The following is a 20,750-nucleotide window of genomic DNA, read 5'->3' as shown; positions in this document are numbered from 1 at the left end:
ACGGAAGGCTGCTGTGCCATGACCGGTCGGCGACGCTCCTCCCCCCGCCCCATCAAACGTGCTCCCGCGGTCGCGATCGCCTCGGCGGTGGCATGCGGGGCGGCTATCGCGTCACTGCTCTCGGCCTGCGGCTCCCTCCCCGGCTCGGGGGATTCCGGGGAGAAGGAGCCGGTCACGGTGATGACCTGGGCCCCCGAGGACACCAAGGCGACCAATATGCCGGGTATGCCGGCCATGGCGCAGGCGTACGCCCGCTGGGTCAACTCCCGGGGCGGCATCCGCGGCCACCGCCTGAGGGTACTGACCTGCAACGAGCGCAACGACTCGGTGGCCGCCGCGCAGTGCGCCCAGCGCGCGGTGGACAGGGGCGCGGTGGCCGTCGTCGGCTCGTACAGCCAGTTCGGCCGCTCGTTCATGTCGCCGCTGGAGGTCAAGGGCATCCCCTACATCGGCGGTTACGGCGCCTCCGACGAGGAGTTCCAGAGCCCGCTGTCCTATCCGGTCAACGGCGGCCAGGCGTCCCTGCTCGCCGGGAACGGCCGCCAGTTGGCGGGCGACTGCAAACGCGTCGCACTGGTCCGCCCGGACACCATCCAGGGCGACCAGATGCCCTCTCTGCTCAACTCCGGTCTGCAGAACGGCAGTCGGCGCCCGGCCAAGGACGTCAAGGCGCCCGAGGACGGCACCGACTACACGCCGCAGGTGACCCGCGCCCTGGACGCGGTGGGCGCCGACCCGGCCGTCTACGGCACGGCGAAGGCCGGCGGCAAGGCGGCCGGCTCCTGTGTCACCGCCTCCCTCGGCGACCACACGGATGCCTTCTTCGACTCGTTCCGGCGGCTCCAGGAGGACAGCCCCAAGGTGCGGGTCGCCTCCGTCCTCGGCAGCGTGGGCCAGTCGCTGGTGACCCGTACGGGCGGCAGGTCCGGGCCGCTGGAAGGCGCGGAGATCACCGGCTGGTACCCGGTCGCGGATGATTCCCGCTGGAAGCCGATGCGCAAGGTCATCAGCGACTTCGCCTTCGACGACAACCGCATCGACCCGGCCGACCAGGGCATCCAGACGACCTGGATCGCCTACACCGTGCTGCGGGCCCTGATCGAGCAGCTCGATGAGGCGGGGGTCGAGGACATCACCTCGCACGATCTGCAGGCGGCGCTGGACCGCGGTGACCGTGCCATCGACACCGGCGGGCTCACCCCGAAGCTGCGCTGGCGCGAGGACGACATGCTCGCCGTCCAGGACTTCCCGCGCATAGTGAACGGGACGGTGACCTACCAGGTCGTACGGGACGGTGAGTTGGTCGCCGCCCAGGACGGCTTTGTGAACGTCACCAGGACACTGGAGCGCCGGCAGACGGACAACTGAGCGGGGGGGGCGGGGCGGCCCGTCGCCGCCCGGCCCCTCCTCGTGCTCCTGCCCGGCTCCTGCCCGGCTCCGGCTCAGAGCTGCTCGGGACGACGCTCCGTCAGCCCGTACTTCTGGGCGAGCGGGTTCCAGATCTGTGCCGCCTGCTTCTTGGCCAGCGTCGCCTGACCGCTGGCCGTATTGCCCTGGGCGGTCTGCCTGGTGAGCCGGGCCTTGCCCTTGTGGCAGCCCTTCTTGCCGCCGACCTGGCCGGCCCACGCCGCGTAGTGGTTGTCCGCGGCGGCCGAGGACTGCCAGGCCTTGGTCAGCGCCGCGGTCAGTTGGGCATTGTTCGGGATCTTGTCGACGGGCAGCTGCTGCAGCCGCTTCACCAGGTCGTTGCGCTGCCCGGCCGCGGCACGCAGGTCCTGGGCCGCGCCGCCGAGGTTGTCGCAGGACTTGATGCTGTTGACGGCACCGATCACCGAGGAGCGGCTGTTGTTGCTGTCGCCCAGCAGCGCGTCCAGGCCCTTGGCCTGGGCCTCGGCCGGGTCGGTGGTCGGCGTCGGCTTCGGCTTCGTCGACTCCTCGGCCGCCTTCGTCGCGCCGCTGCCGGAGTCCGGCTTCTTCGCGTCGTCCTCGCTGCCGCCGCCGCTCAGCGCCCAGCCGAGGCCGAGGCCGGCGCCCGCGAGCGCCACGACGATGATGCCGATGATCGCGGCCGGGGCGAGCCGCCGGCGCTGCCCGCCGTCGTCGTCATAGGAGTCGTAGGAGGGGGCCTGCTGGTCGTAGCCGCCGCCGGGCGGGAACTGCTGGCCGTAGCCCTGGCCCTGCGCCTGCCCGCCGTACGGGGGGCGGCCCGGGTCCTCGAAGCGGGGCAGCTGTGCGGTGGCGTCCGGTGCACCCGGCTGGCCCGGCGCGGCCGGCCCGTCGCGGAACAGGCCGTCGAACTCGGCGGGCGTGGGACGGTCGCCGGGCGCACCCGGGCGGACGCCGAACGGCGCGCCGGGCGGCGGGGACGGCACACCGCCGCCCACCGGTGCGATGAGCTGGGTGGCCTCGGAGTCGCCCGCGGCGTGGGCGCCGGGCATCGGCCCGGACTGCGGCATGGCCTGGCCCTGCGGATTGGCCTGCCCCGGCTTGATCGCGCGCAGCATGGTGGTGGACTCGTCGGGCGTCTCGGGCCGCGCGGCCGCCTCGGGGGGCAGCGGCGCGGCACCGGGGCCGCCGGGCTGTGCGTCGAAGGGGGGTATCAGCGTGGTGGCCTCGGCGTCGCCCGCGGCGGGCGGCAGCGGCGCAGCGGTCTGCGGGGTCGCCCGGACCAGCTCCCCGGACGGGCCCTGGGGCTGCTGTCCGTACTGCTGTGGCTGCTGCTGGTGCTGCGGGGGCTGGGCCTGCTGGCCGTACGGCTGGTGTGGCTGCTGCGCTCCGGCTCCGTAGGACTGCCCCTCGGGCGGCAGTGCGCCGGGTGCGCCCTGGCCGGGCTGCGCACCGTAGGGGATGAGCGCCGTCGCCTCGGCCTCCGAGCCGGCCGGCGGCAGCGGTGCGGCGCCGTGCTGGGGCGCCTGCTGCGGCATCGACGGCGGCACGGGCGGCACCGGCGGCTGCCCCTGGGGGGCGTACCCCTGCGGCTGCCCCTGGCCGTAACCCTGCTGCTGGACGGGCGGCTGGCCCTGGGCGGGCGGCTGCCCGTACGGCTGCTGGGGGGCGCCCTGCTGGCCGGGTCCCCAGGGCTGACCCCAGGGCTGGCCGGCCGGCGGCGCGGCCTGCTGGTCGGGCACCCACGAGTCGCCGCCGTTGGAGGGCAGCACAATGCCCTCTCGCGCGGGACCGGCCGCAGAATCCTGCGGGTCGTGGCCCTGTCCGCTCTGCGTCACCGTGACTCCTACCAACGTGCAGACCTACGGAATCGTCGGCTGCACGCTACCGGTTCGCAGCAACGTTCGACCACGCCCCCAGGTCACCACCCCCGCCCACCCCCGGAACGCACCGGGCGGGCCATGGTCACCGGCCCGCCCGGCGCGGTGCGACAAACCCGACGCCGCACGACAAAGCAGTCGGCGCCCCTGGTGAGGCGTGGGTCACGCCACGGCGACCCGCAGCTCCAGCCGTGCACTGAACTCCCTTACCACCGGTTCATCCCGATATGGCTCCAAACGCAGCTGAAAGTCCTCCAGATACTCCGTGCCCCGGTCCGAGCGCAGCCCGCCCAGCAGCTCCACCGCCTGGGTGCCCGTATGGCAGGCCTGCTCGACCTCGCGCTGCTGCGCCTGGGCGCCGGCCAGCAGCAGCAGACCGATGGCGCGCCGCCGCGCCCGGTTCTCCGGGTGCCCGTCCAGCGCCTCCTGCGCGCGCTGGCCGGCCGGCACCGGCTGTCCCAAGTCCCGGTGGCAGTGGGCGAGTTCATCGGCCAGATAAGCCTGGTCGAAGTGGGCGATCCAGGCCGGGTCGTCGCCCGCGTCGAGGGCCGCCTCGGCGCGCTCCATCGCCGCGACCGCCCGCCCGGCCACCACCTGGAAGGCACGGCCGTCGCCCATCAGGGCGTGCCCGCGCGCCTCCGCCGCGCAGAACATCGCCTCGGCACGTGGCGTGACATGTCCGCGGGCGCCTTCCTGTGCGGCTCGGGCGAGTTGGGCAATCTCCCGCGGGTTACCGAGCGAGGCGGCGAGATGGCTCATGCTCGCGGCGAGTACGTAGCCGCCGTAGCCGCGGTCACCGGCGGCCTGGGCCAGCCGCAGCGCCTGGATGTAGTAGCGCTGCGCGAGGCCGGGCTGACCGGTGTCGACGGCCATATAGCCGCCCAGCTCCGTCAACCGGGCGACGGCCGCGAAGAGTTCACGCCCGACCGACTCGCGGTACGAGCCCGCGAGCAGCCCCGAGACGACACTGTTGAGGTAGTGCACGACGACCGGTCTGACATGGCCGGCGCCGAAGCGGTGGTCGAGCTCGCTGAGCGCCGTGGTCATGGCGCGTACCGCCTCGACGTCCGAGATCCCGACCCGGGCGCCGGCGTTCCGGGCGACCTGGGTGTCCGCGCCGGTGATCAGCCAGTCGCGGCTGGGCTCCACCAGCGCCGAGGCCGCGACCGTGGAGCCGCTGAGGAAGTCGCGCCGTCCGACATCGCTGCGCCACAGCTCACAGACCTGCTCGATGGCCCCGAGGACGGTCGGCGAGAACTGCAGCCCCACCCCGGACGCGAGGTTCTTGCCGTCGGCCATCCCGATCTCGTCGATGGTGACCGTACGCCCCAGCTTCCGCCCCAGTGCCTCCGCGATGACGGCCGGGGCGCGGCCGCGTGGCTGCTGTCCGCGCAGCCATCTGGCCACGGAGGTCTTGTCGTAACGCAGGTCGAGACCGTGTTCCGCACCGCACATGTTGACGCGGCGGGCGAGCCCCGCGTTGGAGCAGGCGGCTTCCTGGATCAGCGCTTGCAGCCGTTCGTTGGGCTGCCTTGCGACGAGTGGCCTGGCGGCCATGCTTGTACCCCCTGAGTACTGCTGCGCGTTCACCGTCGAACGCCGTTCCTCGCGATCAATTCCCCGCGGATATCCCGGATATCCGAGAGATCCTTGATACGTGCAATACGAGGGATCGGAGCGATACGCGCTTTGCAGTGGATGCACAGATGTGAGCGATTTGGGCGATATCCGGTGCATCTTCGTGCGGCGCGCTCGTTCACGAGAGGTGGCCACGAGAAGCGAGGGTGCGGCGGTGCCCGTGCACGATCGCGGCGCCGCCGTGCAGGGCTCCCCCTCGATGCACCGCGGCCTGCCGCCGGGCGGCCTCTCCGCCCGTCACGCAGGTGGCTACCCGCTCTCAGGGCCCCACCCGCATACGCGCCCCCACCGGTGCACCCATGCGCCCCACGTGCGAGAACGATGCGCCGGGGACGTCAGCCATTCGGCCGTAACCCTTGGTCACAAGGGGAGTTGTCATCTGCGTGGAAGAGACCATCGGAGTCACAGGAGCCCCGCAGATCCCCAAGCAGCGCGGCGAGCAGCTGCTCGAAACTGCGGTGCGTTACGCGGAAGAACGGCACTGGGACGTGTTCCCCGGCGCATGGCTGGAGCACGACGGCGAGACGCCGCGCTGCTCGTGCAACGCCGCCGACTGCGCCGCGCCCGGCGCGCACCCCATCGCGCCCGGCTGGGCCGGCCAGGCCACCGGCAGCGCGACCGCCGTCCGCCGTATGTGGAGCAAGCATCCGCGGGCCTCCATCCTGCTGCCGGCGGGCCGGACGTTCGAGGCGCTCGATGTGCCCGAGACCGCGGGCTGCCTGGCGCTGGCCCGTATGGAGCGGATGGGGCTGGCGCTCGGCCCGGTCACCCGTACCCCCGACCGCCGGATGCTCTTCCTCGTCCTCCCCGGCGCCTCGGTGAAGGTCCCTGTTCTCGTACGCGGCCTGGGCTGGGCGCCGGCCGCCCTCGATCTGATCTGCCGCGGCGAGGGCGAGTACATCGCCGCCCCGCCGACCCGGGTGGGCGCGCACGGCTCGGTGCAGTGGGCGCGCCGCCCCACCTCCACCAACCGCTGGCTACCGGACGCGGAGGAGCTGATCAGCCCGCTCGCGTACGCCTGCGCGCGGGACGCGGTGGCGGCCCGGGCACGCTGACCCCGGGCCGGGCCTTCCCGCTCGTCACCGAGGGGGTACACCGCCCGGCGCCGTCCGGCACCCGCCCGTATCGTGGGATGCCGGACGGGGGTCAGGACGGCCCCTGCGGGGACGTCGAAGGGCAGGACCGGTGGCAAACGAACCGGAACAGAGCGATGAGCGGGCCGAGTCGGCACCGCCGGAGCGCGCATCAGCCGCTTCCGTGGACGGGCTGGCCGCGGCCCCCGAGGGTGCCGCGGCCGGCCCGCCCGCCGTACGTATCCAGGGGCTGTGGAAGAAGTTCGGCGAGCAGATCGCCGTCAACGGCATCGATCTGACGCTGCCCGCGGGCCGCTTCATCGGACTCGTCGGCCCCAATGGCGCGGGCAAGACCACCACCCTGTCCATGGTGACGGGCCTGCTGCGGCCGGACTCCGGGCTGGTCGAGATCGGCGGGCACGACGTCTGGCGCGACCCGGTGGCCGTCAAGTCCCGGATCGGGGTACTGCCCGAGGGGCTGCGGCTCTTCGAGCGGCTGTCGGGCCGTGAACTCCTCGGCTATATAGGGCGGTTGCGCGGCCTGCCGGGTGACGAGGTCGACAAGCGGGCCGGGCAGCTGCTGGACGTGCTCGATCTGTCGGGTTCGCAGCACAAACTGGTCGTGGACTACTCGACCGGTATGCGCAAGAAGATCGGGCTGGCCGCGGCGCTGCTGCACAACCCCGAGATCCTCTTTCTCGACGAGCCCTTCGAGGGCGTCGACCCGGTGTCGGCGCAGACCATCCGCGGCGTACTGGAGCGCTACACCGCCTCCGGTGCGACCGTGATCTTCTCCAGCCATGTGATGGAGCTGGTCGAGTCGCTGTGCGACTGGGTCGCGGTGATGGCTGCCGGGCGGATCCGTGCGGACGGCCCGATCGCGCAGGTGCGCGGCGCGGCGCCCTCTCTGCAGGACGCCTTCCTGGAGCTCGTCGGCGCCAACGACCGCGGCGCGGGGCAGAGCCTGGACTGGCTGGGCGGTGGCGGCGCCCGATGAGCACCGAATCCGCCGCGGTGGCCCCGCGCCCGGCCGCCGTACCCTCCCCGACCGCCGTCTTCGTACGGCTGAAGCTGTCGCTGCTGCGCAACGGGCTGCGCCAGTCGACCGGGCGCACGCTGGCGTATGTCGCCTCCGTCATCGTCGGCCTGCTGTTCGCCGCCGGTGCCGTGACGGGGCTGATCGCGCTGCGCGGCAATGATCACGTCGGCGCGCTGGTCGTCCTGCTCACCGGGATCCTCACCCTGGGCTGGGCGGTGATGCCGCTGTTCTTCCCCACGGGCGACGAGACGCTGGACCCGACCCGGCTGGTGATGCTGCCGCTGCGGCCGCGCCCGCTGATCGTCTCGCTGCTGGTGGCCTCGCTCGTCGGCATCGGCCCGGTGGTCACCCTGGCGCTGATCGTCGGCTCGGTGATCGCGGTCGCGCACGGGACGGCCGCCGCGGTCGTCGGCGTACTGGCGGTCGTTCTGGTGGTGTTGGTGTGCGTGTCGCTGGCGCGCGCGGTGGCCACCGCCTCGGTGCGGCTGCTGACCAGCCGCCGCGGCCGCGATCTGGCCGTACTGAGCGGCCTGTTCATCGCGATCGGTGCGCAGGGCGTCAATATCGCCGCCCAGAAGCTGGGGCGGCCGGACGGTCTGTCCGTACTGGAGCCGCTGGGGAACGTGCTGCGCTGGGTGCCGCCGGCCTCGGCGGTCAGCGCCGTCGAGGACGCCGGCCACGGGGCGTACGGACGGGCCGTGGCCGGGCTGGCGCTGACGGCGCTGGCACTGGTCCTGCTGCTGTGGTGGTGGCAGCGCACCCTGACCGCCCTGATGACGTCACCGGATTCCTCCACCCTCCAGGCGGTGGAGAAGGACAGCGCGCGCCGGGGCGGCACCGGTGAGCGGGGGCTCGCGCGCCTGCTGCCGGACGGACGTACCGGCACGGTCATGCTCCGTACGCTGCGCTACGCCTGGCGCGACCCCAAGTCGAAGATGTCGTGGGCGACGTCGCTCGCCGTCGGCCTGCTGGTGCCGGTCGTCTCGTCCGTACAGGGCAACGGCAGCATCTACACCGCGTTCTCGGCGTCCGCGCTGCTCGGGCTGCAGATGTACAACCAATTCGGACAGGACACCTCGGCGTTCTGGATGGTCGCCTCGACGATCGCCACCCCGCGGGACGCCTATCAGGAGCTGCGGGCCCGTGCGCTGACGCTGGCCATGGTGGCCGTTCCCTACGTCACGCTGGTCGTCGTCGGCACCGCGGCGTTCATCGGGCCGTGGTCGGACTTCCTGGAGGTGTACGGGCTCTCGCTGGCCGTGCTGGGCGCCCTGCTGGCCACCGGCGCGCTGTCGTCGGCGCTCTTCCCGTACTCGATCCCCTCGGAGGGCAACAAGAACGTCGCACCGGGGCAGGGCGCGATCGCGTGGTTCAGCCTCTTCGGCGGGCTTCTGATCGGCTCCGTACTGTGCGCACCGCTGCTGGCGCTGACCATCTGGCTCCATGTCGCGGGCCTGCACCACCTGTTGTGGCTGCTGCTGCCGGTCGGCGTGGTCTACGGCACCGGCATCGCGGAGCTGGGCCTGCGGATCGCGGCACCCCGGGTGGCGCGGCGGCTGCCGGAGATTCTGGTGGCGGTCAGCAAGGGGTGAGGGGTGCGCCGGGCGGTCGGTGCGGCCTCGTCGTGAGGTTATCCACAGGCTGCACCGGCCGGTGCGCGGTGGCGGTAGCTTCGTCGTGACGAGGTGAACGAGGGGTGGTGGGGGCGGTGCTGCGCGCCGGAATGGTGCTGGTGACGGGATGGTTGGCGGTGCTGTTCTGTGCCGGGGTGGTGCAGGCCGCGCCGGCCGGCCCCGACGGGCCGACGCAGACCGCCTACCTCGCCGAGCAGCTTCGGAAGAACCCGGTCTACATCAGCGACCAGATCCCGCGTGAGACCCCCCGGTCGACCGCGCCGGCTTTTGCCGCAGAGGCCAAACGGCTGGGCGTTCCCACCTATGTGATGGTGCTGCCGCACACCTCCTACAGCGCCGAGGCGTCCGGTCTGCTCGCCGGTGTCCATGACCGGCTGGGGCGCAAGGGTTTGTATGTCGCCGTGAGCGACATGGGTCTGGACGCGGTGCAGACCTTCGGCGTGAGCGTGCCCGGGGCCGCCGACGCGAGCACGGCGACGCTGTACGAGCTGCCGTACGACGCCACCCCGCGCGAGGTGTTGCGGCACTTCGTCGACGTGCTCACCTCGGGGCAGGCGCATCAGCGCGCCGAGGAGGCACGGGCGCAGTACTCGGACACCGATGACGAGCCGCCCGGCCTGCACACCGACGACACCGAGCGCGAGGACCAGAGCTTTGTGACGGGCATCGCGGTCACCGGAATCCCGCTCACCGCGCTGCTGATCACGGTGTACGCGCTCCAGCGGCGCCGGGTGCGGCGGGCCGCGGCGGCGGGCGGCTCCGTGGCCGTGCCGGGGGCGCGGGGTGGACAGAAGCGGGGTGGCCAGCAGAGGAAGGGAGCCGGGGGCAAGAAGGCGGCCGGCGGGAAGAAGGCGGCCGGTGGGCAGAAGGCGCGCCCCGGACAACAGGCGGGCGGTCCCGGGCCGTTCCCTCGTGCCCGGTTGCTGCCCCTGCTGGTGGGTGCCGGGGTGCTGGGCTGGCTGGTCGCCTTCACCGCGTCCCAGGTCTTCGACGACACCACCAGCGGCGACGGCTCCCGCCCCACGGCCGCCGATATGCGGGCCCGGATCGACCGGGTGGCCGACGGGCTGCGCCGCAATCCGCTCTACCTCGATCCGGAGAGCCCGTCCGCGCTGGACACCGCCGAGCGCGCCCATCTGCGCGAACGGCTGCGCGCGCTGGACGTTCCGGTGGTGATCGCCGCCGTGTCCAGCTCGATCGACGACGAGTCCGGTGGCAGCAAGGACGTGCTGGCCGAGGCGCTGCACGAGCGGCTGCACCACAAGGTGCTCATCGTGTTCGCCGACCCGTCGTCCGGCAGGATCGAGATCATCAACTACGGCACCCGCGTGGACGAGATGTACCTCATCGACCGTCCGCGCAACCTCGACTACATCTCATCCGCCGACCTCGAACTCGGCCCCCGTCTGGACCAGCTGCTGACGTACCTCAGCAAGTCACCGCCGGCCAAGACGGCCAATGTGCCCTATGACCCGCCGCCCGCCCCCGACCCCGTCGAGGAGAAGGCGCTGCCCGGCCTGTTCACCGGGGACTACGAACCGGGGCTGCTCATCGGCACCTTCGCCGCGGGGCTGGTGTTCGGGCTGGTGGCGGCGGCGTGCGCCCTCGTCCGCCGGATTGCCCGCCGCAGACGGCCGGCGGCCGACGGACCGGGCGGCGCCGCGGCCCCCGAGGCACCGGAGCAGCCGTCGCTGCCGTGGCTGCGGCGCACCGCCCGGCAAGACCTCGACACCCTCACCGCTGCCCTGGAGCCGGCGGCGTCGCTGCCCGAGGAGTCCCGACGCCGGGCGTGGGAGTGCCTGGACGCCGCCGCGCTGCTGATCGACGGCGACAGCGACGGCCGGATCGACGCCGATGCGACACCCGTCGGCCTCGCCTGTGCCATCGTGCTGGCCCGCGCCGGACACACCGCGATCGACGAGCCGGCCGCCGCGCAGCACGTCTGCCATCGCAATCCGCTGCACGGCGCGGCCCGCAAGCGCGCACAGATACGGCCTGACGGCGGTGGCCGGGCGCGGTCGCTGCCGGTGTGCGAGGCATGCCGGGCGACGCCGGGCGCGGTGCTGCGGCTGCGCTCCTCGGCAAGCGCCGGGCGCGGATCGTACGCCCCGTACCCCACTCTTCCCGGACCGCTGGCCGCGCTCGGCGACGGCGCCGCAATCGATCAACTCACCCGCGATGTACGGGAGTACTTCGGTGTTCACTGACCCCCGCCGCCGGCTGCGGACCGCCCTCGCCCTCGGCGCCTCGTCCGTTGCGCTGCTGTTCTGCGCCGCGGCGCCCGGGGCGGCCGCCGAGAGTCCGGGGCAGAAGATCGCCGATGCGCTGCGCCGCTCCCCCGTCTATGTCGATCCGTCCCTCGCCTCGGCCGTCGACGCGGGCGAGCAGCGGAAGTTGGTCAGCCAGATCCGGCAGACCCGGCTGCCGATCCGCGTGGCGCTGGTGCCGCTGGTCGAGGGCGACAGCTGGGGCGGCAAGCCGGAGCAGCTCGCCGAGGTGGTCCATGACCGGATGGGCGGCGGCCCGTCCGTCCTCATCACGCTCGGGACCTATCCCGACGACATCGCGGCCCGCGAATGGCCGTCGGGCGCCCATCAGGCGATGCACGCCGCGGCCGCGGTCTTCTTCCAGGACGATATGAAGGGCGCGGGGCCGGCGAGGCGTGTCTCGCGCGCGATCGGCATCATCAAGGCGGGCAACGGCGACAAGGTGTACGAGAAGGTCACCGCGCACCTCCAGGACGACGGGCCGGACAAGACCGCCTCGGCCTCCTCGTCCCCCTCCCACAGCTCCCCGCTCGTCCGGATCCTGTCCCTCGTCGTCGGGCCGGTGCTGCTGCTGGCCGCGGTCGGGCTGCTGCTGCGGCGCCGCTCGCGGCTGCGCGATCTCTCGACGCCGTTCGCGCTGCCGCGCTCGGTCTTCGCCGCCGCCCGGAAGGCCGATGAGGCCGGGCTCCGTGACCGTGCCACCGAAGAGGTCGTCCGGCTGGGCGAGGAGGCGCGTGCCGCACAGGGCGACCCGACGGCCATCGAGCGGGCGCTCGACGCCTACGCCGCGGCCGGCACGGTCCTGGACCGGGCGCGGGGAGTCGCCGATCTGGCGGGGGTGTTCGCGCTGATCGCGGAGGGCCGGGCGGCCCTCTCCAAGGCCCCGGTCACGCTCCCGCTCTGCTTCTTCCACCCGCTGCACGGGCCCGCCGTCCGCCGCATACCGTGGCGCCCGCTGGGCCGCCGCGAGCAGCTGCGGGTGGCCGGCTGCGAGACCTGCATCCGCGCGATACGCGGCCGGCGCGCCCCCGAGGTGCTCACCGACCGGCAGGCGGGCCGCCCGGTCCCCTACTTCGAGGTTCCCGCCGAGGACAGTCTCTGGGCGGCCACCGGCTATGGCTCGCTGCTCGGCGACGGCGATTCCCTCGCCGTGCGGGTCCAGCGCGGCGACTTCACGCGCACGCTGGACTGACGGGCGGGCGCCTCAGACGGCGGGCAGCGCGTAGATCTCGTCGCCGTGGGTGGCCAGCAGCCGCCGGCCGGAGGCGACGACATGCCACTGCTCCTCGATTCCGGCGTTGTCGTTGTAGTTCCAACGCGCTTTGCCGGTCTTCGGGTCCAGCGCGAAGATGCCGCCGCCATCGTCGTACGACGCGCCGTAGAGGGCCTCGCCGACCAGCACGAATTCGGTCGGCGCCCGGTGCGCCCCGGCGTCCTCGCACAGCCAGAGCTTCTTCCCGCGCACCGGATCGACGGCCCAGACCCCGCCGCTGTGGTCGGCCGCGTAGAGCACCTGGCCGACCACCATGGGCTGATAGAAGCTCAGCCGGCCGCCGGTCGACATCGACCAGTCGGGCTTGCCGTTGTCGAGGTGCACCGCCCGCAGTCGGTCGCCGCCCAGGAAAATCCGCCGGGCGTGCACGGCCGGGCGCCAGGCGATGTCGTCGCCGATCTTCTTCGTCCACAGCTGGCGGCCGTTCGCCGCGTCGCGCACGGTGACATTGCGACGGCTGTCGGTGTAGACGAGTCGGCCGTCCACCGCGACGCCTTCGAGGTCGTAGTCCATGGTGCCCTTGTCCCGCGGCTTCTGCCATTCCGGCTTGCCGGTACGGATGTTGAGGGCGGCGATCGCGGTGAGATGGACCGTGGTGTCCTTGGTGCGCACGGACGCGATGACATAGATCCGGTGCTCGTCCGCGGCGAGGATGTGCTCGACGGTCAGGGCGCCGTTGAGCCTGCTGCGCCAGACCTCCTTGCCGGTGTCCGGGTCGAGGCCGATGACATCACCGTCGTACTCGGTGCTGACGAAGAAGAGGGTGCCGGCCGCGAGGATCAGCGGGGCGCCGGGGGGCGCGACCTCCTTGCGCGTCCATTTCGCCTTGCCGGTGAGGGCGTGCCGGGCGACCAGCGGGTCACCGCTGATCAGCAGCAGGCCGTTGTGCGCCAGCAGCGGCTGATCGCTGCTGATGGTGTCGGTCTCGGCGGTGCGGTGCCACAGGACCTGGGGGGCGGTCCCGGGAGGCGGTGTACTGAACCGCTCCTGCTGTGCGCCGCCCGGCTCCTGCCCGTCGGCGGCCGCGCCCTTGCCGTCGCCCCGGTCCTTGTCCTTGCCCCTGAGCATCCAGATCCCGACCCCGCCGACGGCCACGGCACCGGCCGCGGCACCCGCCGCGAGCCCGAGGAAACGACGGCGGGAGGGGGCGGGGGCGCCGGCGGCAGCGGAAGCGACAGTGGAAGCGGCTGTGAGGGGGGCCGTGGGCGCGCTCGGCGGTGGTGTCGCGCCGGCCGGTACATACGTCGGCACATACCCGCCACCGGGCGGCGTCCCGCCCGGCGGCGGAACGGGTGTGCCGGGAGCGGCGGCCGGGGCCGGGGTGCCGTGTCCCGGGGCCGGGGTGCCGTGTCCCGATGCCGGGGTGCCGTGTCCCGGTGCCGGGGTGCCGTGTCCCGGTGCCGGGGTGCCGTGTCCCGATGCCGGGGTGCCGTGTCCCGGTGCCGGGGTGCCGTGTCCCGATGCCGGGGTGCCGTGTCCCGGTGCCGGGGTGCCGTACGCCGGTGCCGGGGTGCCGTACGCCGGGCTCGGCGTGCCGTACGCCGGGCTCGGCGTGCCGTATCCCGGTGCCGACGGTGGCGCCCCGTGCCCCGGCACCGCCGCCGTCCCCTGCTCCGGCGTCTCCAGGTCCAGAATGCGCGCGGCGTGCGTGGCGATGGTGGAAGCGACCGCGCCCGGAAGCCAGTTGGTGAAGACCGCGCCGGTGCCCTGCGGTGCCAGCGCCTCCGACACCTGCTGAGGCGTGGGGCGTCGGGCCGGATCGCGGTCGAGGCAGGCGGTGAGCAGGCCGAGCAGGCTCTCGGGGACGCCGGTGAGGTCCGGCTCGCCGTGTACGACCTGGTAGAGGACGGCGGCCGGGGTGGTGTCGCCGTATGCGGTACGGCCGGTGGAGGCGTAGGCGAGCACCGCGCCGAGCGCGAAGATGTCGCCGGCCGTGCCGACCGCCTGCCCGAGCGCCTGCTCCGGCGGGATATAGCCGGGCGAGCCGACGACCACGCCGGTCTGGGTCATCCGGTCGCCGTCGACGGCGCGCGCGATACCGAAGTCGATCACCCGCGGGCCGTCGGCGGCCAGCAGCACATTGGACGGCTTGAGGTCGCGGTGCACCAGGCCGACGGAGTGGATCTCGGTGAGCGCGGCGGCCAGCCCGGCGCCGAGGGCGCGCACGCTGTGTTCCGGCAACGCCCCGTGTCCGTCGACCACTTCGGTGAGCGACGGACCGAGCACGAAGGCGGTGGCGAGCCAGGGCAGCGCGGCTTCCGTGTCGGCGTCGACGACGGGTGCCGTGTAGCGGCCGGACACCGCCCGGGCTATCTCGACCTCCTGCCTGAACCGCCCCCGGAACGCGGTGTCCTGCGCCAGATCCGGCCGTACGACCTTCACCGCTACCGTGCGCCCGCCGGTCGACCGGGCCAGATACACCCGGCCCATACCGCCGGCACCGATCCGGCCCAACAGACGGTACGACCCGAGGGCTTGCGGGTCGTCCGGTAGCAAGGGGTCCATCACGGGCCTTTCCCATCGAGCGAACGGACTGTGCATCGTAGCGTCGCCCCTTTTCGGCAACTCCGTCGCTGTACCGCGCATACGGCGCACATACGACGCATATAACGCCGGAATACCGCATGCGGCGCGGCCGCTGCACCAGGCTTATCGAGGAATTGCTGATGCCCCATCAATGCCGCCGAATTCGCCCGCAATTGGACAACCTACCGGGCGAGCCCCCATGACCGTTTCGTGAAATGACCGCGAAATCCCCTCAGCAGGCCGCCAGGGCAGTCAGTTCAATGCTTCGACAAAGCCGAAAGCCCCCTCTTATGCTCCGCACACACAGCCGTTCGCAAACACACGGGGAACTGTGTTGCGTGACGGGGGAGAACGTCTGCTAGGAGATCGTTTTGCTGCACACGAAGACCGCGTGGCTGCGCGTCGCCGCGCCCGTCGCCGTACTGGCACTGGCCCTGACCGCCTGTGGCGGCGGCAAGGACTCGGCCGGCACCAAGGACGACAAGAAGCGCAATGCCGCCGACGCCCCCAAGACGGAAAAGAATCCTGCGGACGGCGGTGAGCTGAAGGCCGGTCAGAGCGCCACGGGGAAGTTCAAGGAAGACAGCGGGAAAATCACCTACGAGGTCGTCGCGCAGAAGATCCACGTGGGGACCGAGGCCGAGGCCAAAAAACTGGTTTCGAACCCGAAGGACGCCAAGGGGCTGGTCGCCGCCACCGCGTGGGTGAAGTACACGAACAAGGGCGGCGGGGTCGTCAAGGACATGCCCGAGGTGGCCAACGAGTCCGAAATCTATGCGGACGGGCGGCGCGGTGGTCTGCTCATCGGCGCCGCCGAGGACGGCCCGGGCTGCGAGGACACCATCGAGATCGAGAACTGGAAGGTGGGGCAGAGCCACACCATCTGCCAGACCTACATGATCCCCAAGAGCGCGAAGTCCGTGGAGGTCCACTGGGCGGGCGAGGGCCAGAGCAACGCGCCGTTCATCTGGAAGTTCGACAACGCCGGCTGAGCCGGCGGCATGTCATGCCGCGCGCCGCGGCCCGTTGTGGAGCCGTGGCGCGCGGCCGGGTCGCGCAACTCAGTTCGGCATTGTCGCCGTATGGAGAAACGGCTCGATGGCGGCGCACCATGCGTCGGGCTGTTCCCAGGGGAGCAGATGGCCCGCGTCGGGGATTTCGGCGTAAGCGCCGCGCGGGAGCACCCGGACCATCTCCTGGGCCTCGGCGCGGCCCAGTTCGGCGTCGAGGCCGCGAACGACCAGGGCCGGGCACGTGACTTGGGCGAGCTCTTCCCAATGGGCGTCATGGACCCAGGTCTCGCGGGCGGTGAGCATCTGCCGGCGGGAGAAGACGGGGCGCCAGCCGTCGGCGCGCTCGGCCATCACCTCGGCGAAGAATTCGCCTCGGGCCGGTCTGGGGCGCTCCAGGGTCGGGTCGTCCTCACCGAACCACTTGCGGACGTCCGCGAGGGTGGCGAACGGCACCGGCCAGGACCGGAACCACTCGGTCCATTCCCGCTGCGAGGCCGCACCCAGCGCCGACGCCCGCATATCGCAGATGACCAGCGCGCTGACCAGATCCGGGCGGCGGGCCGCTAATTGCCATGCCGTCAGGGCACCCATGGCATGTCCGACGAGGGCGACCGGGGCGAGGCCGAGCTGCTCGATGGCCGCGATGGCGTCATCGACGTACGCCTCGCGGTCGTACGGCCCGTCGGAGGGCTTTTCGCTGCGGCCGTGGCCCCGCTGATCCAGAGCGACCGGGCGGTGACGCGCGCTCAGCCGGCGGGCGGTGTCCGCCCAATGGGAGGCGCGCCCCATCAGACCATGGAGCAGCAGCACGCCCGGCCGGTGCTCGCTCCCCTCCAACCCGCCGCCGATCTTGGGCGGGTCGGTGAATTCCCAGGCGGCGAGACGTACGCCGCCGACCCCTGTCACATCGATGCGCCGCACCATGTGCCCTGGCACCCCCAATCGTCCCTTGAGCAGCTCCACACTATCGAACCCCTATTCGAACGCACCGCTCCGGCGCTCAATACCCCTCGTTCGAGTGACCTCGCTCAAGGGTTGGCCGCGCTCGCCACGGGGAGACATCTGCCGGGAGGCGGGCCCTACCGGGAAGGGGGCCCGTGGGGAAAGACCCTGGGAGCTCGGGGCTCCGGGTCTTTGGTGGGGGACATGGGGAGGCAGGGCCCCGGCTGCTCGCAGCGCCGGGGCCCTGACTGTTCCCAGACTCAGTGGATGCATCCGAGCCCCCTCCCCGGCCAGGACAGGCCGACGCGCGACCAAGCGTCAGCGTGACACGAGACCGGCCGTATCGCACGGATTCGCACAAGTCCGTTCAACGGGCAAGAACTTGCCGAGCCCGCCGAACGGCGCGTCGGCGCAGCTCAGCGGGCTCTCGGGCAGCGTGCTGGAGGAAGTGCGAAAAGGAAAGAAACTACTTTCAGCGCTTGGCGACGAAGACATGCGAGGCGATCTCGGAGTCCAGCTCGGCGGCCTCGCCGCTGCTGCCGACCAGCACCCCGGCCGGCGACTCCGTCACGCTCACCACCGCGCCCGGCTGCACACCGGCCCGCCGCAGGGTGTACATCAGCTGGGCGTCCGCCTGGATCGGCTCCCCGATCCGGCGCACGACCGCCGTCTTGCCGTCGGCCCCGGCGTCCAGGTCCATCAGGCTCACCATGCCCGCGTCCAGGAACGGGTCGGCCTCGGCCTTCTCGCCCAGCTCCTCAAGGCCGGGGATGGGGTTGCCGTACGGCGACTCCGTCGGATGCCGCAGCAGCTCCACGACGCGGCGCTCGACCGCCTCGCTCATCACATGCTCCCAGCGGCACGCCTCGGCGTGCACCTGCTCCCATTCGAGCCCGATGACGTCGACGAGCAGGCACTCGGCGAGGCGGTGCTTGCGCATCACCCGGGTCGCCAGCCGCCGGCCCTCCTCCGTCAGCTCCAGATGCCGGTCACCCGCGACCGTCAGCAGCCCGTCTCGCTCCATGCGCGCCACCGTCTGGCTCACCGTCGGGCCGCTCTGTTCGAGCCGCTCCGCGATGCGGGCGCGCATGGGGACCACACCTTCCTCTTCCAGCTCGAGGATGGTGCGGAGATACATCTCCGTGGTGTCGATCAGTCCGGACATGCGTGCCCCTCGATGTGTGGTGCGGTGGCCCTGGACTCAATTCTGACGCATCCCACTGACAACGGTGCCTCCTCGTCCGCAGACCGGACCCGCTCGGCCGTATTGACAGGGCACTGGTCCAGACCGCAACGTGATCCGCGCCACTGATCAAATGGCGACGCGATCCGACGAGATCCGACGAGAGGGGCCCGCGGCAATGGCTGACAGCGACCGGAGCGACCGGCTATCCGGGAAGTACTTCGACGCCGCGATCGACCTGCTGCGACAGGTCCGCGACGAGGAGGGCGACCGGATCATCGCGGCCGGGGGGCTGATCGCGGACACCGTCGAGGCGGGCGGGCGGGTCTTCTCCTTCGGCGCCGGCCACTCCTCGCTCCCGGCGCAGGACACGGTCTACCGCGCGGGCGGCCTGGCCATCATGAATCTGCTCTCCGTCCCGGGTGTCGTCGGCGTTGACGTACGGCCCGCGACGCTCGGCAGCGCGCTGGAGCGGGTCGACGGGCTGGCCGCGGCCGTTTTGGACACCAGTCCGCTGGAGCCGGGCGATGTGCTGGTGATCATCTCGCTCTCCGGGCGCAACTCGCTGCCCGTCGAGATGGCGATGAACGCCCGGGCCCTCGGCATCAAGGTCATCGGCGTGACATCGGTGGCGTACACGGAGGCCACCAAGTCCCGGCATGCCTCGGGCAGCTTCCTCAAGGACCACTGCGACATCGTTCTGGACAGCCGGATCCCGGTCGGCGACGCGGAGCTGACGCTGCCGGGCATCGACGCACCGTTCGCCCCCGCCTCCACGGTGGTCACCAGCGCGATCATGCAGGCCATGGTGGCGACGGCCGCGGGCACGCTCGCCGAGCGGGGCATCGACCCGCCGCTGCTGCGCTCGGGCAATGTCGACGGCGGGCACGACTGGAACGCCCGGGTGATCAGCGAGTACGCGGACCGGATCTTCTACCGGCAGTGAGCCCCCGGGGCCCGTCCGCCGCCGGTCCCCCGGACCCGCCTCAGAGCGACGCCGCGCCCGCGAGGTCCAGGGCCGCGGCGATCCGGGCCGCGACCTCCTCCGCGTAGTCCGCGTCCGCGCGGTCGAAGGGGCGGCGCGCGGGCGCCCGCAGAAACGTCACGACGCCGAGCGCGCGGCCACGGCTGCGCAGCACCACACACAGGCCGTGCACGGTGCCGTCCGGCCAGTTGCGGGCGGCCGCCCAGCCCTCGGGCGAGGCCGCCGGACCGGCGCTGCAACGCACCGAGCCGCGCCGCTCGTACGCCTGGAACGCCGGATGGCCCGGCGTGTACGCCACCGGGAGGCCGTTCGCCGGGGCCGCCTCGGAGGGGCCGGGCGAACCGGCCGGGGAGGCCAACGCCCGCACCAGGCGCGGCGCACCGCGCTGCCGTGCCCGGCGGTCGGCAGCCGTGCCGGTGGCCGCGGAGCCGGCCGGCCCACCGGTGTGGGGTGCCGGGTCGGCGCCCCACACCGCACCCGTCCCGTCGTAGGCGTCGTACGCCTCGTAGGCATCGTCCTCGGCGACCGCCCCGTAGGGCGCCGGTGCGGGCGTCGTGGCCAGATCGACCAGGCCGTGATCGGCGAAGCCCGCCAGCGCGAAGTCGAGGTGGACCGCGGCGGCCTCGGCCGGGTCCGGGCACTCGGCGGCCGCCCGTCCCGCGCGGTGCAGCTGATGGGCGCGGAAGCGCAGCAGGGAGTTCTCCTGCTCGGTGCGCTTGGCCTCCGTGACGTCCTGGAAGAGCCAGGCGACGCCCAGCGGCACCGGCTCCTCGGCCAGCGGCGAGGCCAGCCGGACGAAGCCGCTGCGCCAGCACCGGCGCGGCAGCTCGGCCTCCTCGGAGCGCAGCGTCACCCACAGCTCGGCGGCGGCCGGCGGTGCGCCCTCGGCGAGGACGTGCTGGAGAGCGCACTCCAGCTCCTCGACGCCCTGCGCCAGCAGCTCGCCCAGCGGGCGCCCCAGCATGGCCGTACGGCCCACGCCCAGGGTGCGGGCGGCGTGCGCGTTGACGACGGCGGGCCGCAGATCGGCGTCGACCAGCACCACACCCCATGACGCGTCCTCGAAGAGCGCCTCACTGAGCGCGATGGACCGCTCCAGGTCCATCTGGGTGTGCACCTCGCTGAACGCGCAGTACACGCCCGCGACCCGGTCGCCGGGGCCGCGGACCGCGGAGGACTGGGTGCGCACGAGCACCCGGTGGCCGTCCTTGGTCAGCAGGGCGAATTCATGGACCTGGCGGCCCGGGGAGCGCATGGCGGCGGTGAGCGCCGCCTCGATCACATCGGTGTCCTCCTTGCGGACCGCCCAGCCGGCCAGGCCGATACGGCCGACGGCCTCGGCGGCGGTCCAGCCCAGGATGCGTTCGGCTTCGTGGTTCCAGTGCGTGACCGTGCCGTCCGCGGCGAAGGCGACCAGGGCGGCGTCCATGCCGTCCAGGAGCGCGGCGAGCAGTCCGGAGTCGTCGGTCTCCTCGCCGGCACAGCGCGCCGAGGCCGCTGAGCCGGAAAGACCAGAAGAAGCTGACGAAGCAGTCACTGGCACCCCTTACGAACGGCCACACGTGCTCCACCTGGGCACATTCAACTGGAACGTGACACAGCACACACGCGATTCACGGAAATCGTTGCTTCCGGAAAATGTGGTTGTGCGACGCCGGCCGGCTTCCTAATGTGTGGAGCACACGAGAAGGGAGGTGGTTCGGCAGATGATTTCGCACCGGACGCGTGAGGTGGCTGCGGGCTAGCGGCCCGTCGCTTCACCGAAGTGCAGCGCCGGACCGGCGCATACTGCAGATGCGCAGCCGGCCAATCCCAAGCAGTCACCCGACCCGTGGGCTGCCGGTTCGTCCGACCGGCCCTTCGCGCCACCGAGCGCGGAGGAACCAGCCCGCGGGTCGTCTGCGTTTGCCC

At 72.4% G+C, this 20,750-nt stretch carries 14 protein-coding genes; 8 read left to right on the top strand and 6 right to left on the bottom strand.

The window, feature by feature from the left end:
- The first annotated feature begins 18 nt into the window (after positions 1-18).
- The gene (locus tag KI385_RS27460) at positions 19-1,368 is read left to right on the top strand and encodes an ABC transporter substrate-binding protein (protein WP_238574848.1); all 1,350 of its coding nucleotides are present in this window, start codon (positions 19-21) and stop codon (positions 1,366-1,368) included.
- Between the two features lie 74 nt (positions 1,369-1,442).
- On the opposite strand, the gene KI385_RS27455 is transcribed toward KI385_RS27460, so the two are convergent.
- A complete protein-coding gene (locus KI385_RS27455; protein WP_342593473.1) occupies positions 1,443-3,224 on the bottom strand; it encodes a hypothetical protein in 1,782 nt (593 codons plus the stop codon).
- A 204-nt stretch (positions 3,225-3,428) separates the two neighbouring features.
- Positions 3,429-4,823: an NsdA family TPR-like regulatory protein gene (locus KI385_RS27450; RefSeq protein ID WP_238574847.1), complete on the bottom strand. Its 1,395-nt coding sequence runs from the start codon at positions 4,821-4,823 to the stop codon at positions 3,429-3,431.
- Between the two features lie 464 nt (positions 4,824-5,287).
- On the opposite strand from KI385_RS27450, the gene KI385_RS27445 reads away from it, so the two are divergent.
- The 5 genes from KI385_RS27445 to KI385_RS27425 all read left to right on the top strand — a co-directional run bounded on the left by KI385_RS27445 (position 5,288) and on the right by KI385_RS27425 (position 12,109).
- Positions 5,288-5,959 carry a bifunctional DNA primase/polymerase gene (locus KI385_RS27445; protein WP_238574846.1) on the top strand — a complete coding sequence of 224 codons (672 nt, stop codon included), beginning with the start codon at positions 5,288-5,290 and terminating at the stop codon, positions 5,957-5,959.
- A gap of 130 nt (positions 5,960-6,089) precedes the next feature.
- Positions 6,090-6,974 (top strand): ABC transporter ATP-binding protein, encoded by an 885-nt coding sequence (locus KI385_RS27440; RefSeq protein ID WP_425356962.1) that lies wholly within the window; start codon positions 6,090-6,092, stop codon positions 6,972-6,974.
- Positions 6,971-8,608: a transporter gene (locus tag KI385_RS27435; protein ID WP_238574845.1), complete on the top strand. Its 1,638-nt coding sequence runs from the start codon at positions 6,971-6,973 to the stop codon at positions 8,606-8,608. Before KI385_RS27440 ends, KI385_RS27435 begins: the two co-directional genes overlap by 4 nt.
- A 104-nt stretch (positions 8,609-8,712) precedes the next feature.
- Positions 8,713-10,857 (top strand): hypothetical protein, encoded by a 2,145-nt coding sequence (locus tag KI385_RS27430; protein ID WP_238574844.1) that lies wholly within the window; start codon positions 8,713-8,715, stop codon positions 10,855-10,857.
- Positions 10,829-12,109 carry a hypothetical protein gene (locus tag KI385_RS27425; RefSeq protein WP_425356961.1) on the top strand — a complete coding sequence of 427 codons (1,281 nt, stop codon included), beginning with the start codon at positions 10,829-10,831 and terminating at the stop codon, positions 12,107-12,109. The genes KI385_RS27430 and KI385_RS27425 overlap by 29 nt, the downstream gene beginning before the upstream one ends.
- A 12-nt stretch (positions 12,110-12,121) precedes the next feature.
- Here the strand turns inward: KI385_RS27425 and KI385_RS44000 are convergent, their stop codons facing one another.
- Positions 12,122-14,695 (bottom strand): serine/threonine-protein kinase, encoded by a 2,574-nt coding sequence (locus KI385_RS44000; protein WP_281066907.1) that lies wholly within the window; start codon positions 14,693-14,695, stop codon positions 12,122-12,124.
- A gap of 392 nt (positions 14,696-15,087) precedes the next feature.
- Between KI385_RS44000 and KI385_RS27410 the strand changes: the two genes are divergently transcribed.
- The gene (locus tag KI385_RS27410; protein WP_238574842.1) at positions 15,088-15,708 is read left to right on the top strand and encodes a hypothetical protein; all 621 of its coding nucleotides are present in this window, start codon (positions 15,088-15,090) and stop codon (positions 15,706-15,708) included.
- A 69-nt stretch (positions 15,709-15,777) separates the two neighbouring features.
- Here KI385_RS27410 and KI385_RS27405 read toward each other — a convergent pair whose 3' ends face one another.
- On the bottom strand, positions 15,778-16,653 hold the full coding sequence (locus tag KI385_RS27405; RefSeq protein ID WP_238574841.1) for an alpha/beta fold hydrolase: 876 nt from the start codon (positions 16,651-16,653) through the stop codon (positions 15,778-15,780).
- Between the two features lie 490 nt (positions 16,654-17,143).
- Positions 17,144-17,836 carry an iron-dependent transcriptional repressor DtxR gene (locus KI385_RS27400; RefSeq protein ID WP_238574840.1) on the bottom strand — a complete coding sequence of 231 codons (693 nt, stop codon included), beginning with the start codon at positions 17,834-17,836 and terminating at the stop codon, positions 17,144-17,146.
- A 196-nt stretch (positions 17,837-18,032) separates the two neighbouring features.
- Between KI385_RS27400 and KI385_RS27395 the strand changes: the two genes are divergently transcribed.
- Positions 18,033-18,800: an SIS domain-containing protein gene (locus KI385_RS27395; RefSeq protein ID WP_238574839.1), complete on the top strand. Its 768-nt coding sequence runs from the start codon at positions 18,033-18,035 to the stop codon at positions 18,798-18,800.
- A gap of 40 nt (positions 18,801-18,840) precedes the next feature.
- On the opposite strand, the gene KI385_RS27390 is transcribed toward KI385_RS27395, so the two are convergent.
- Complete coding sequence (locus KI385_RS27390) at positions 18,841-20,376, bottom strand: PAS domain-containing protein (protein WP_238574838.1); 1,536 nt, start codon at positions 20,374-20,376, stop codon at positions 18,841-18,843.
- Between the last annotated feature and the right edge of the window lie 374 nt (positions 20,377-20,750).

The sequence above is a fragment of the Streptomyces inhibens genome (genome assembly GCF_022221585.1).
Taxonomy (GTDB): domain Bacteria; phylum Actinomycetota; class Actinomycetes; order Streptomycetales; family Streptomycetaceae; genus Streptomyces; species Streptomyces inhibens.
Note: the sequence above shows the minus strand (reverse complement) of the source record. Positions and strands in the feature narration are given on the sequence as shown.